This is a genomic window from Labilithrix luteola (assembly GCF_001263205.1).
Taxonomy (GTDB): Bacteria; Myxococcota_A; Polyangia; order Polyangiales; family Polyangiaceae; genus Labilithrix; species Labilithrix luteola.
The window spans coordinates 3,263,090-3,275,872 of the sequence record NZ_CP012333.1 but is presented as its reverse complement, the minus strand read 5'-3'; the positions used below and the strand labels follow the sequence as shown (position 1 = coordinate 3,275,872).

Sequence of the window (12,783 nt, the reverse complement as noted above, 5' to 3'; positions counted from 1 at the left end):
TGGACAAATCAGCGAACCGCGAGGTCAGTCGTGAGCCCACTGCCGAGACTCGCGACGATGGTCACCATGAATTCCGCCACTGTCGGGGGAGGAGGGGGACCATGGTGCGGCCCAAGCCGAAGATGAAGCGAAAGCAGTACGAGAAGGAGCTGCGCAAGCTGCAGGCCGAGCTTTGCAAGCTGCAAGAATGGGTGAAGCAGGAGGGCCGTCGGGTCATCGTCGTCTTCGAGGGACGCGACACGGCGGGCAAGGGCGGGACGATTCGCGCGCTCACGGAGAGGGTGAGTCCTCGTGTCTTCCGCGTCGTCGCGCTGCCCGCGCCATCCGACCGCGAGAAGACGGAGATGTACATGCAGCGTTACGTGCCCCACTTTCCCGCGGCGGGTGAGATCGTGGTCTTCGATCGAAGCTGGTACAACCGGGCGGGCATCGAGCACGTCATGGGCTTCTGCACGAAGCGCCAGTACGAGCAATTTCTCGAGGTCTGCCCGCTCGTCGAGGACCTGATCGTCCGCAATGGCATTCAGCTGATCAAACTGTGGCTCGAGGTCGGCCAGGAGCAGCAGGAGCGCCGCATGACGGCACGCATCGACGATCCCCTGCGGCAATGGAAACTCTCGCCGATGGATATCGAATCATGGCCCCGCTGGTACGAGTACTCGCGGGCGCGAGACAGGATGTTCGATGCCACGGACACGGAGCACGCGCCGTGGCACATCCTGCGATCCGACAACAAGCGACGTGCTCGTCTGAACTGCATCACGCACATTCTCGGGCTCCTCCCGTACAAGCGGATACGGCACGAGAAGGTGAAGCTGCCCAAGCGTTGGAAGAAGCACCGCTACGACGATCAGGCGAGCTTGAAGGGAAGAACGTTCGTGGCCGAGAAGTACTGATTCCCTCCTGGGACGCGCCGGACGCGAACGCGTTCGGACTGCGGAAACGAAAGGCATTGAGTGCTGGCTCGACCGTCGTAGCTTGCACCTGCATCGTTCGTCACCTGGAGGCGGCCTGGGCGTTCTCTCGCGAACTTCAGCGCAACTCCGTTGCGCTGATTGAACAGTCAAACGGAGTTCGCGACAGACTTGCGGTCCGTGCAGGTGGTCGCCGCAGTAGATGTCTCGCGCGCCGCCTTTCCGACCGTGGGGTGATTCATGCAAGGCCCTCATCCCGTCGCTCCTCCGCTCGTCGCGCTCACCAAGCGTGCGATGGGTGGAATGCGTTCGGTCGGCGGGCGCCTCGCGTGTCTGTTCGGCATCGTCGCCGCGCTCGGTGCATGCGCGGTGGGACCCGATTTCACGAGGCCCGAGGCCCCGGTTCCGGGGAGCTGGCAAAACGCAGGTGATCCACGCGTTTCGACGCAGGCCGCCGCCGATAGCCGCTGGTGGAAGGCCTTCGAGGACACGTCCCTCGATCGCTTGGTCGAGCTCGCGTACCACCAGAACCTGCCATTGCAGGTCGCGGGACTGAGAATCGTCGAGGCTCGTGCGCAACTCGGTATTGCCAGCGGCATGCAATATCCGCAGATGCAAGTTGCCTTCGGCAATGCGAATGCCGTGGGTCTCAGCGAGAACATCGCCAAGATCGGCGGTCTTCCGCGGAACTATTTCGGTTATCAGGTCGGGCTCGACGCCGCATGGGAGCTCGACTTCTGGGGGAAATACAAACGCGGCGTCCAGGCCGAGGCGGCCGAGATGCTCGCGACGATTGCGGACTACTATTCGGCCATCGTCTCGCTCTCCGCGGAGATCGCGCGGACCTACGTGATGATTCGAACGTTCGAGGTCCTCATCGATCAAGCGAACGAAAACGTTGCTCTCCAGGAGAAGGCACTCGAGATCGCGGAATCACGCTTTCGCAACGGTGCGACCTCGGAGCTCGACCCGACCCAGGCCGCGACTCTTCTCGAGAGCACGCGTGCGACGATTCCCCGGCGCCAGACTGCGCTCCAGCAAGCGCGGAATGCCTTGAGCACGCTGCTCGGCCAATCCCCCGACACGATCGAACCATTGCTGGTCGGCCCCAAGGCGATTCCGAAGGCGCCCGTCACCGTGGCGATCGACGTTCCCGCGGCGATCTTGCGCCGGCGTCCCGACATTCGCAGCGCGGAACTGTACGCCGCGGCTCAGTGCGCCCGTATCGGAGTGGCCAAGGCCGATCTGTATCCGAGCTTTTCGCTCGCGGGCACGATTGGACTCGATGCCAGCACGCGAGGGACCGCCTCCGCGAACCTCTTCAGCAGCGGCAGCATGTTCTATCTCGCGGGTCCTCGCATCAATTGGGCCTTTCTCAATTATGGTCGAATCACGAACGCCGTCCGCGTGCAGGACGCGCGATTCCAGCAATTGCTCGTCGGCTATCGCAACACGGTCCTCAAGGCCGCCCAGGAAGTCGATGACGCACTCGTGGGCTTTCTGAACGCGCAGGCCGCCGCCGCATTCGAACAGAATGCCGTGACCTCCGCGCAGAGGTCCGTCGAGCTGGCCATCTCGGGTTACCGTGAGGGCGCTGTCGACTACCAGCGAGTGCTGGATGCACAGCGGTCGCTGCTCCAACAGCAGAACGACCTGACCGAAAGCAGTTCGTCGATCGCCACCTCTTTGATTGCGCTCTACAAGGCGCTCGGTGGTGGCTGGGAGCTGCGCCAGAACGATCCGGTCGTCCCCGAACGAACCCAGAACGAGATGAAGGAACGGACCGACTGGGACGACATGTTGGGCCCGTCACGGCCTCAGGAACCCAAGAAGAACGCCGCCCCGGCGAAACACTGAGCGACTGCCATGCCGAAGAAACCCTCGAAGCGGGCACTCAAGTGGATCATCGGGGCGGCCGCCGTCGCGCTCGTTCTGGTCATCGGCTTTCGGTACTGGAAGAGCCGGCAGAACAAGCTTCCGGAAGGCATCGTTTCGGGGAACGGCCGCCTCGAAGGAAAGCTCGTCGACGTGGCCGCGAAGGAACCGCTCCGCGTCAAGGAACTGCTCGTCGACGAGGGGGCGCTCGTCAAACCGGGGCAGGTCCTGGTGAAGCTCGACACGGTGACGCTGGAGGCGGAGCTCGCGGAGGCCAAGGCGAGCATCGACGCGGCGCAGGAGAGACTCGCGGTCGCGAGGGCGTCGATCGTCAAGCAGACGAGCGAGATCAACCTCGCCACGATCGAAGTCGAACGCACGGAGCGGCTCGTCGCGGACGGCGCGGGCTCGCAGCGTGAGCTCGACGTCCGCAGGACGAAGCTCGAGACGACGAAGGCGACGCTCGCGGAAGCACAGGCAACGCTCCAGACCGCCACGCAGGGCGTTGCCGTCGCGCAGGCGAATGCGGCCACGATTCAAACCCGCATCGACGACGCGACCCTCACGTCGCCCGTGACCGGACGTGTTCTGTATCGGCTGGCGGAAACCGGCGAAGTCCTCGCACCCGGCGGCAAGGCGCTGACGCTCGTCAACCTCGAGGACATCTACATGGAGATCTTCCTACCTTCGGAGCAGGCCGCCGGCGTGAAGATTGGCGCGGAAGGCCGGATTACCGTCGACTTCGACCCGCATCGCGCAGTGGCGGGGTACGTCAGTTTCGTATCCCCCGAAGCGCAGTTCACGCCCAAGCAGGTCGAGACGCGCAGCGAGCGCGAGAAGCTGATGTTTCGCGTCAAAATCCAGGTCCCCAAGGATCTTGCCACGCAATACGTCGAGCGCATCAAGACGGGGGTGCGTGGGGTCGGCTACGTGAAGGTAAAGGACTCGGCGGTCTGGCCGGCACGACTCCAAAACCTCGTGAAACCGACCGCTGGTCCGCTTGCCGAATGAGGACGGAGAGCAGGCCATGGAGTCTACCGAGTCTGCGGCATCCTCCTCGGAGAACGTCGGCCCCGTCGTCTCGGTGACGAACGTCACCCACCGCTACAAGAACGTCGTCGCGCTCGACGGGATTTCCCTCGAGGTACCGAGCGGCATCATGGTCGGTATCGTTGGCCCCGACGGTGTCGGCAAGTCGACGCTCATGGCGTTGATGGCCGGATGCAAGAAGATGCAGGAAGGAACGGTCACGGTTCTCGGTGGCGACATCGCCGACGCTCGCCATCGACGTGCCGTGGGTCCACGGGTCGCGTACATGCCCCAGGGACTGGGCAAGAATCTCTACTTGGAGCTGAGCGTCCACGACAACGTCGACTTCATGGCCCGGCTCTTCGGGCTCTCGGCCTCCGAGCGTGGAGATCGCGTTGCCCAGCTGCTCGACGCGACCGGTCTCGGACCCTTCGCGGATCGTCCTGCCGGCAAGCTCTCCGGAGGCATGAAACAGAAAGTCGGACTGTGCGGTGCTCTCGTCCACGATCCGGACCTTCTGATTCTCGACGAGCCGACCACGGGCGTCGACCCGCTCTCGAGAAGGCAGTTCTGGTCGCTCATCGACGACATCCGCAAAGGCCGTCCCGGGATGAGTGTCGTCATCTCGACGGCCTACATGGATGAAGCCCAGAAGTGGGATTGGATCGTCGCCATGGATGCCGGGCGCGTTCTGGCCACGGGCACGCCCGCGGAGCTCATGGCCCAGACCGGGACGGAGGATCTCGAGAAATGCTTCATTGCACTCTTGCCGGAGGAGAAGCGCAAAGGCCACACCGAGCTCACGATTCCACCGCGCACCTCCGAGAAAACGGAAATTGCCATCGAGGCTCATGGCCTTACCCGACGATTCGGAACCTTCACGGCGGTCGATCACGTCACGCTCTCGATCGAGCGCGGTGAGATCTTCGGTTTTCTCGGCTCGAACGGTTGCGGCAAGTCCACCACGATGAAGATGCTCACCGGACTGCTGCCGCCGTCCGAGGGCACGGCCACCATCTTCGGCAGCTCCGTCGAGGCAGGGAGTATGGAGGTTCGCAAGAACCTCGGATACATGACGCAGGCCTTCTCGCTCTACGGTGAGCTGACCGTCCGCGAGAACTTGGTGCTCCACGCCCGCCTGTATCACCTGGCGAAGGAAAAAGCGGCCTCACGCATCGAAGAGCTGGTCGACCGATTCGGCCTGAAGTCGCATCTCGACGCATCGGCGGGGGAGCTGCCGATGGGTTTGCGGCAGCGGCTCTCCCTCGCCGTCGCCGTTCTGCACGAACCGCAGATACTGATTCTCGACGAGCCGACGTCAGGTGTAGATCCCGTCGCGCGGGACAGCTTCTGGGAGTTGCTCGTCGATCTCTCTCGAAAGCAGGGAGTCACGATCTTCGTCACGACCCACTTCATGAACGAAGGTATGCGGTGCGACCGGATCTCCCTCATGAATGCGGGGAAGGTCTTGGCGGCCGACGAACCGCAGAAGCTGATCGAGGCACGAGGAGCGGCAAATCTCGAGGAGGCGTTCATCGGATACATGGAAGATTCGATCGCCGAGGCCGCGCCTCGTGGAGAAACAAAATCCGAAGTTCCTATCGGCGAGGCGACTGGCGAGACGACGGGCGGGCCGCGCGCTCCAGCGACGGAGTCCTCGGCTCGATTGGCGCTCGGCCGGATGCTCGCCTACGCGCACAACGAGACTCAGCAGATCCTTCGCGACCCCGTTCGGCTGGCCTTCGCCTTTCTCGGCTCGGCGCTGCTGATGTTCGTCTTCGGTTTCGGGATCACTACCGACGTCGAGCACATTCGATATGCCTCGTTGGACCTCGATCGGTCCCCCGAGAGCCGGGCCTACCTCGAGCAGTTTGCTGGCACGGAGCGCTATTTCACGACGACGAGGCCCGCCTACTCGGCGGACGATGCGCTCGAACGCCTGCAGTCGGACGATGTCTCCGTCGTCATCGAAATGCCACCGAACTTCGGACGAGATTACCGGCGCGGTTCCGGGCCCGAGGTGCTTGCGCAGGTCGACGGCGCCATCACGTTTCGCGGTGACACCGTCGAGCAGTACGTGCGTGGCGTGCACGCGTCTACGCTCGGGGACCCCGCACTCGGCCTTCGAACGCCGGCGTCTCAGCGGTACATGGCGAATATCGAAGAGCGCTACATGTACAATCCCACGTTCGAGAGCGTCTACTCGATCGTCCCCAGTGTTCCCGCGCTGCTCTTGCTTCTGATCCCAGCCATTCTCATGGCCGTCAGCATCGTGCGTGAGAAGGAGCTCGGATCCATCATCAATTTCTACGTCACGCCGACGGGCAGGCTCGAGTACCTGCTCGGCAAGCAGCTGCCCTACGTGGCGATCGGGATGCTGAACTTCTTCATCCTCACCGCGCTCGCGCTCGCCGTTTTTGCGGTGCCGGTGAAGGGGAGCTTCGTGATGCTCATGGTCTGCACGTTGCTTTACGTGGCGGCGACGACGGGCATCGGCATGGTGACTTCCACGTTCACGAGTAGCCAGGTCGCGGCGGTGTTCGTCACGGCGATCCTGACCATCGTGCCGACGATCCAGTTCTCCGGTTTGCTGCAGCCGGTGTCGACCCTCAAGGGGAATGCCGGATTGATCGGCTCGATATGGCCGGCGTCGTATTACATGCATTCCAGTTTGGGCGCCTACACGAAGGGGCTTGGCGCGAGTCTCATGTTGCGAGACGTTCTCTACTTGGCCGTGTGCGTGCCCGTACTCTTGGGGATCAGCGTCCTCGGGCTCAAGAAGCAGGAAAAGTAGCCGTGAAGTCGCTCCTCAACATCCTCTGGCTGGGCCTGAAGGAAATTCGCAGTTTGATGAGCGACATCGTGATGGTCCTCTTCGTCGTGTACGCCTTCACGCTTGCCATCTACATCCAGGCGACGGGCACCTCGAGCGAAGTCAGCAATGCCTCGATAGCCTTCGTGGACGAGGACGGATCGGCGCTCTCCAAGGAGCTGTTCAATGCCTTTTATCCACCGCGCTTCAAGTTCCCAATCCTGCTGGGGCCGGAGGAAGCGCAGGCGGAGATGGACAGAGGGCGCCTCATGTTCGTGGTCGTCATTCCGCCGAGGTTCGAGCGTGACCTCCGGGCAGGACGGAATCCGGCCATCCAGGTGAACATCGACGCGACGGCCATGCAGCAAGCTGGAATCGGCGCGGGCTACATCAAGAACATCGTCAACGATCGGATCTCCACGTTTCTCAGGCGCACCGATATCTCGCAGCAGAAGCCCATCGAGCTCGTCGTTCGTAAACTCTTCAACCCGAATGCCGTCTCGTCGTGGTTCAAGAGCGTCGTCGCCATCATCAATCAGATCAGCCTGCTGACCGTCGTACTCACGGGAGCAGCCGTGATTCGTGAGCGAGAACATGGCACGCTCGAGCATCTCCTCGTGATGCCGCTCACCGCGTTCGAGATCGCAATGGCGAAGGTCTGGGCGAACAGTCTGGTGATCCTCGTCGCGACCGGAGCTTCGCTGTTTTTGATCGTACGAATGGCGTTGCAAGTGCCGTTCGCCGGGTCCGTCGTCCTGTGGTTCGTCGGCGTGCTCCTCTATCTGTTTTTCGCAACGGCCCTCGGGATCTTCCTGGGAACGATCTCCCGATCCATGGCGCAGTTTGCGCTGCTCATCATTCTCGTGATCGTCGTCCTCATGCTCCTCTCGGGCGGGAGCACGCCGGTCGAGAGTCAGCCGAAGTGGCTTCAGTATCTGACGTTCTTTCTGCCGGCACGCCACTTCGTGAGCTTCTCGCAGGTGATCATCTATCGAGGTGGAGGGCTCAGTGCCGTCTGGAAGCAGTTCCTGATGGTGGGGGCCATCGGTCTGGTCTTCTTCGTCTACAGCCTCGGGCTGTTCCGAAAGTCGATCGCGGTGAGCAAGTAGGACCGGACGCCAATCGCGTCGGCCACGTCGGGCTGGGGGAGGGGAGCGAGTCGGTTCGCCGAGCTCTTCCGTGTTAGCCCGCAGACAGCTCAGCGCGGCTGTCGAACCGCCGACCCTGGACGGGCTCCCCATGACGTATCGCTCGATCGCGCCTTGCGATACGTTCATCGTGCGGTCCACCAGTGCGCCCCCCGACGCCTCGCCGTGCTACAGGCGGCGATCTCCGCTGTTTGAGCGTCACGCCTCCGCGCCTCCTCGGCGGCGTCATCGCACTGGTCGTGGCGGTCATCGGGGGCACGCCTCGCGTGGCTCATGCCGAAACGAGCTTCGCGCTGACGTGGCGCTCCGAGAGCACCGGCGCGCCACCGTGCGTCACGGACAAGGCCGTGCGCGAAGCCGTCGAGGCTGCCCTCGGACGATCGCCGTTCACGGATCGGGGGAACGCCGACATCGTCCTCGAAGGCAGCGAGCGCCGCGTAGGCACGCGCTATCAGGCGCGCGTAACCCAGCGCGATCGTACGGGCGCCGAACTCGGCTCGCGCGATCTCGATGCCGACTCGTGCCCTGCGCTCCGACGGATGACGACCGTGGTGGTGACGCTCTTCGTCGAGCCGGGGCAGGGCTCCGAACCGGACAAGGATGAGGTCGACCGACCGGCCGCGCCTCCGCCAATGACGCCGCCGGCGTCGCGCGCAACCCTTGGCGGGCCATCGACGGAGCCCGTGCCGCCTCGCGCACGGGTTCACGCCCGTCGGCCGCCCGACGAACGAGAGCCTCCCGCTCGGTTGTACGTGGGTCTCGGTGGCGGGGCTGCCGTCGGCCTCCTTCCCGGGCCCAGCGCCTCGATTCGTGGAGTCGCGCGCCTGGAATTGGGGCGTTCAGGGGCAAGCTTCGACTGGAGCCTCGGCTACTCGCTACCGCAGACGGTCGTCGACGCCAGGGTGCGGGCCACCTTCTCCGCCGTCGACCAGCAGCTTCGCGCTTGCGCTGCCCTTGCTCGTGCGCCGGCGACCCGTTTGGACGCGTGCGGAGGCGTTTTCTTCGGCGCGATCATCCCGGACGCGCGCGGAATCAGCGACATCGACGGCTCCGCCGAGTCCCTGTTCGGACCGACTGCGTCGCTCGGCCTCCGTGTCGCCCAGCGTCCCGGGCTTCACGTCGAGCTCGGCTTTGCAGTCCCGAAACGTCATCGGTCGCCCAACTACGTCGCGCGCTCGGGCGAGGTCCGAACGCTTTACACGACGGGTGCCGTCATCGGGCTGGCGAGCCTGACGGGGACCATCCCATTTTTTTGATGGCGGTGAGACTTGGAATCGGCGAGCAAGCCGCGGAGCCCCATCGAGCGCCGGTCCGACACTTTTTTGGGGTCGCGTTCATAATCCGCGCCCCCCTGCTGGATATCATTCCTCGTGCGAGCGCTCGTCGCTTCAGCCATGGGGACCGAACCGGCGAGCCAGGTGCTCGGAGGGACGGACGTGCCTGCCCGCCCTGATCCCGCGACGATCTTCCGCGAGCACGGCCGTTTCGTCCACTCCGTCCTCCGGGGCCTCGGCGTCCAGAAGGCCGATCTCGAAGACGCCTTCCAGGAGGTCTTCATGGTCGTCCATCGCAAGATCGACGCGTACGAGGACCGGGGCTCGCTGCGTGCCTGGGTCTACGGGATCTGCGTACGCGTCGCCATCCACGTGCGACGTCGACGCGGAAAGCCCGAGATCGCGGCCGCGAGCTTCCCCGAGCCCGTCGACCCGACGACGCCCGCGGAGCTGCTCAGCGAACAGCAGGCGCGGCGAATCCTTTACTCGATCTTGGACCAGCTCGATGACGACAAGCGCGCCGTGTTCGTTCTCTACGAGCTCGAAGAGCTGAGCATGCCCGAGGTGGCGCAGTCGCTCAATTGCCCGGTTCAGACGGCGTACTCCCGACTGCGTGCCGCGCGCGCCGCCGTCAACGAGGCGATCGAGAGCTTTCGGCAGCAGAAGGAGACCCGATGAGTCGCGAACCCCGTCGGCTTGCCGATGCCGACCTCGATCCGTCGCCGGACGCGGCGCTGCTTCGCCGCATCATCCACGCTCACCGCAATGGGCGACCGGACGACGAGGAGATGGCTCGACTCAGCGCGTGCGTCCAGCCGTTCTTGACCGCGGAACGTAGGCCGGTCGCGCGCCTACCGGGCTGGCTGGCAGGGGCGCTGGTGTCGGCGATCTTCGTTGGCGGGGCGGGATGGGGTCTGTCACGCACGTACGAACGTCCCGCGTCGAGCGGGGGCGCCGTCGTGACCGTCGAGGACCACGCCGCGACGGCGAAGCCCGCCGACAGCGCGACGAACACGGTCGGCGCACCGGAAGAGTCCGGGGAAACGCCGGCGCTATCCGTTCGAGCCTTGCCGGACGCGAAAGGTCCTTCTGTCGGTACGGTCAAACGCGTAGCGGCCGCTACCACCGACGAGACCAGCGCGCCGTCGGACTGCGATGAAGTCGCGCTCGTGGAGCGTGCAGGCAAGGAGCTCCGGTCGGGACAAGCCGCACGCGCGCTGGCGACGACGCATCAGCACGAGACGGGCTGCGTCGGCGGCGTACTCGTGCAGGAGCGCGAGCGCATCGCGATCGAAGCGCTCGCCATGCTTGGACGAACCGGCGAGGCGCGAGCGCGCGCATCGTCGTTCGCGACGCGCTTTCCGTCGTCACCGCACCTGCGACGCGTTCGCCAGGTGATCGAAGCCACGCCTGAATGAACTGAACTCGCCGCCGAGTCGCCTCCGCGATCGGCTCCTGCTCCTCGAGCGAATTCGACCCACGAATCTGCCGCTGGAAGCGCGCGCACGCGCCGCCGCGTGCACCTCTCTCGATCCGAAGAAGTACGTACGAGCCCCTTGGACGAACCATGCACACACGTTCGATCGTGACGAGCACCACGGTCTTGTTGCTCCTCCTCGCGTGGGGATGCGATTCGAGCGACGACCGCCTCGGCTTCGAGCCCGCGGAGCAGCCCGCCGCGTTCGGCGCCGGCGATGCGAGCCCTGACGCCGACCCTGACGCCGATGCGAGTTGGGGGACCAAGTACTGCCCGACGAGCGCGTGTGCGTTCGGCTACACGACGTGCGCGAGCTCGCGGTTTCTCTGCGATACGAATCTGCTCACCGACGCGAACAACTGTGGTGCCTGTGGCCACGCGTGCCCGAAGACCACCGACGAGTATTCGTTCGCCTGCATCGGCGGCGAATGCGTGATGAAGTGCCCGGAGGACCCGGCGCGACTCGACTGCGACGGCATCGTCGACAACGGCTGCGAGACGTGGCCCACCACGAACGAGCACTGCGGGGCGTGCAACGTCACGTGCGATGTCTCGACCGATCCGACGCATGCGTGCACGAACACGACGATCAACTACGCGGTCGTCATCCAATGCGGATGCCCGAACGGCCTCCTCTTCTGCAACGGGTACTGCGTCGACCCCAATGCCGACGACCACTGCGGAGGGTGCGCCGTCACGTGCGACCCGAACGGTGGCCCTCAACCGAACCCTCCCAAGGCCCACTACGGATGCGTCGGGCAGCAGTGCGGGAAACTGAAGTGTGAGACGCTCTACCTCGATTGCGACGGAAACCAGGCGAACGGCTGCGAGGTCCACGGGATCTCGGACGAGAATTGTGGAGCGTGTGGCATTGCGTGCGGGGACGGCACGCACTGCATCGTGAACACGGATGGGTTCCCGCAGTGCATGTGCGAGGCGGGGACCTCGCTCTGCGTGACCGCTACGGATGGTCACGGACTGACGCAGGGCTATTGCGCCGACTTCGGAAGCGACGACCGCAACTGCGGCGGGTGCGGAGTCGAGTGTTTCCACGGAGCGCCGATCGGGCTTCCGCTGCCGGGGGGCCTCGAGGCCTGCGTCCACGGGAGCTGCGAGCTTCGCTGCGTCGAAGGCAACGCCGACTGCAACGACAGCCCCACGGATGGCTGCGAGACGAACACGTTCAGCGACCCTCGGAATTGCGGTGGATGCGGCATCCAGTGTGACCTCGCCGCGGGTCAAGCGTGTGCCGGTGGCCACTGCATGTTGGCGCCTTGCAAGACCGACGAGGAGACCGCGCGATGAAGCTCGTCACTTCGCGATCCGCCCGCATCTGCTTCGCGCTCCTGGCGGCGACCCCCGCGTCGAGCGCCATTGGCGCGTGCGCCTCCGAAACGAACGACGCCGAGCCGCAAGAGAGCGGCGCGACGGTGCCAGGCCAGCCCGCGGCCGATGGAGGCGCCACGGATGCGGACGCTGCCGACGCCGACGCGTGCGCATCGGACGACTGCGACTTCTTCCCATCCGAGTGCACGCCGGACGTCTTCTGCCCCACCAGCGCCTTCGATTTGCACGACCCTGCACAAGGACTGTCGTGGCTGACGGCTTCGCGCGTTCTGGCCGGCCGATCGCCGAGCGACGTCTGGTTCGCGGGTTCGCTCGGAGCCTATTCTCACTTCGACGGGACCTCGTGGTCCACCGTCGACGCGAGCACGCAGACCTCGGCGCGAGCCTTCTGGCTCACACCGTCGGGAGAGGTTGCCGTCACCGATTCAGGGGCGCTCCTCGTTCGCGGCTCGAGCTTCGTCACCACCTCCGGGAAGTCGCCCGGAGGCTTTGCCACCGCGGCGCTCGCGAACAAGCCCGCCAACTTCGGCCGCAAGGTCACGGCGGGCTTCGCTCCCGCTGGCTCGACCACGATGTGGATCGCGACCAACATCACGCTGAGGCGCCTCGGGGCGATGCCCGACGGCACGATCGCGGTGCAGTCGGGGATCGAGGCCACCCGCTGCATCCAGGGATGCGAGCGGACGCGGAGCATCCATGGCAGCTCCGAAAAGACGGTGTTCGCCGTGGGCGAGCTCGGTGCCGCCGTCCGCATCGACGACGCCGACTCCGATGCGCCCACGCTGACGCCGCTCAACTCGGGCACCACCATGGGCCTGTGGGGAGTGTTCGCCGCGTCCGACACCGACGTCTGGGCGGCTGGCGGCGGCGGGACGATCCGCCACTAGGACGGAGAGAGCGGACTCGC

The 12,783-nt window shown here is 64.9% G+C and carries 10 protein-coding genes; all 10 read left to right on the top strand.

Features of this window, described 5'->3' with window-relative positions:
* Positions 1–101: 101 nt before the first annotated feature.
* The 10 genes from ppk2 to AKJ09_RS14725 all read left to right on the top strand — a co-directional run bounded on the left by ppk2 (position 102) and on the right by AKJ09_RS14725 (position 12,763).
* A complete protein-coding gene (ppk2, locus tag AKJ09_RS14770; protein ID WP_240488480.1) occupies positions 102–896 on the top strand; it encodes a polyphosphate kinase 2 in 795 nt (264 codons plus the stop codon).
* Between the two features lie 258 nt (positions 897–1,154).
* A complete protein-coding gene (locus AKJ09_RS14765; protein ID WP_240488479.1) occupies positions 1,155–2,771 on the top strand; it encodes an efflux transporter outer membrane subunit in 1,617 nt (538 codons plus the stop codon).
* A gap of 9 nt (positions 2,772–2,780) precedes the next feature.
* Positions 2,781–3,800, top strand: coding sequence for an HlyD family secretion protein (locus AKJ09_RS14760; protein ID WP_146647842.1), 1,020 nt, complete (start codon positions 2,781–2,783; stop codon positions 3,798–3,800).
* Positions 3,801–3,816: 16 nt separating this feature from the next.
* Positions 3,817–6,612 (top strand): ribosome-associated ATPase/putative transporter RbbA, encoded by a 2,796-nt coding sequence (gene rbbA, locus AKJ09_RS14755; RefSeq protein WP_146647841.1) that lies wholly within the window; start codon positions 3,817–3,819, stop codon positions 6,610–6,612.
* A gap of 2 nt (positions 6,613–6,614) precedes the next feature.
* The gene (locus AKJ09_RS14750) at positions 6,615–7,739 is read left to right on the top strand and encodes an ABC transporter permease (protein WP_146647840.1); all 1,125 of its coding nucleotides are present in this window, start codon (positions 6,615–6,617) and stop codon (positions 7,737–7,739) included.
* 230 nt (positions 7,740–7,969) lie between these two features.
* Complete coding sequence (locus tag AKJ09_RS14745) at positions 7,970–9,034, top strand: hypothetical protein (RefSeq protein ID WP_146647839.1); 1,065 nt, start codon at positions 7,970–7,972, stop codon at positions 9,032–9,034.
* Between the two features lie 138 nt (positions 9,035–9,172).
* Complete coding sequence (locus AKJ09_RS14740) at positions 9,173–9,730, top strand: RNA polymerase sigma factor (protein ID WP_146647838.1); 558 nt, start codon at positions 9,173–9,175, stop codon at positions 9,728–9,730.
* Positions 9,727–10,470: a hypothetical protein gene (locus tag AKJ09_RS14735; RefSeq protein WP_146647837.1), complete on the top strand. Its 744-nt coding sequence runs from the start codon at positions 9,727–9,729 to the stop codon at positions 10,468–10,470. The genes AKJ09_RS14740 and AKJ09_RS14735 overlap by 4 nt, the downstream gene beginning before the upstream one ends.
* 149 nt (positions 10,471–10,619) lie before the next feature.
* Positions 10,620–11,834, top strand: coding sequence for a hypothetical protein (locus tag AKJ09_RS14730; protein WP_146647836.1), 1,215 nt, complete (start codon positions 10,620–10,622; stop codon positions 11,832–11,834).
* Complete coding sequence (locus AKJ09_RS14725; RefSeq protein WP_146647835.1) at positions 11,831–12,763, top strand: hypothetical protein; 933 nt, start codon at positions 11,831–11,833, stop codon at positions 12,761–12,763. The genes AKJ09_RS14730 and AKJ09_RS14725 overlap by 4 nt, the downstream gene beginning before the upstream one ends.
* Positions 12,764–12,783 lie beyond the last annotated feature (20 nt).

Bases quoted from the DNA above. Each gene is read 5' to 3' on its own strand.
- ppk2 (WP_240488480.1), top strand. From the start codon at position 102: ATGGTGCGGCCCAAGCCGAAGATGAAGCGAAAGCAGTACGAGAAGGAG.
- AKJ09_RS14765 (WP_240488479.1), top strand. From the start codon at position 1,155: ATGCAAGGCCCTCATCCCGTCGCTCCTCCGCTCGTCGCGCTCACCAAG.
- AKJ09_RS14760 (WP_146647842.1), top strand. From the start codon at position 2,781: ATGCCGAAGAAACCCTCGAAGCGGGCACTCAAGTGGATCATCGGGGCG.
- rbbA (WP_146647841.1), top strand. From the start codon at position 3,817: ATGGAGTCTACCGAGTCTGCGGCATCCTCCTCGGAGAACGTCGGCCCC.
- AKJ09_RS14740 (WP_146647838.1), top strand. From the start codon at position 9,173: ATGGGGACCGAACCGGCGAGCCAGGTGCTCGGAGGGACGGACGTGCCT.
- AKJ09_RS14735 (WP_146647837.1), top strand. From the start codon at position 9,727: ATGAGTCGCGAACCCCGTCGGCTTGCCGATGCCGACCTCGATCCGTCG.
- AKJ09_RS14730 (WP_146647836.1), top strand. From the start codon at position 10,620: ATGCACACACGTTCGATCGTGACGAGCACCACGGTCTTGTTGCTCCTC.
- AKJ09_RS14725 (WP_146647835.1), top strand. From the start codon at position 11,831: ATGAAGCTCGTCACTTCGCGATCCGCCCGCATCTGCTTCGCGCTCCTG.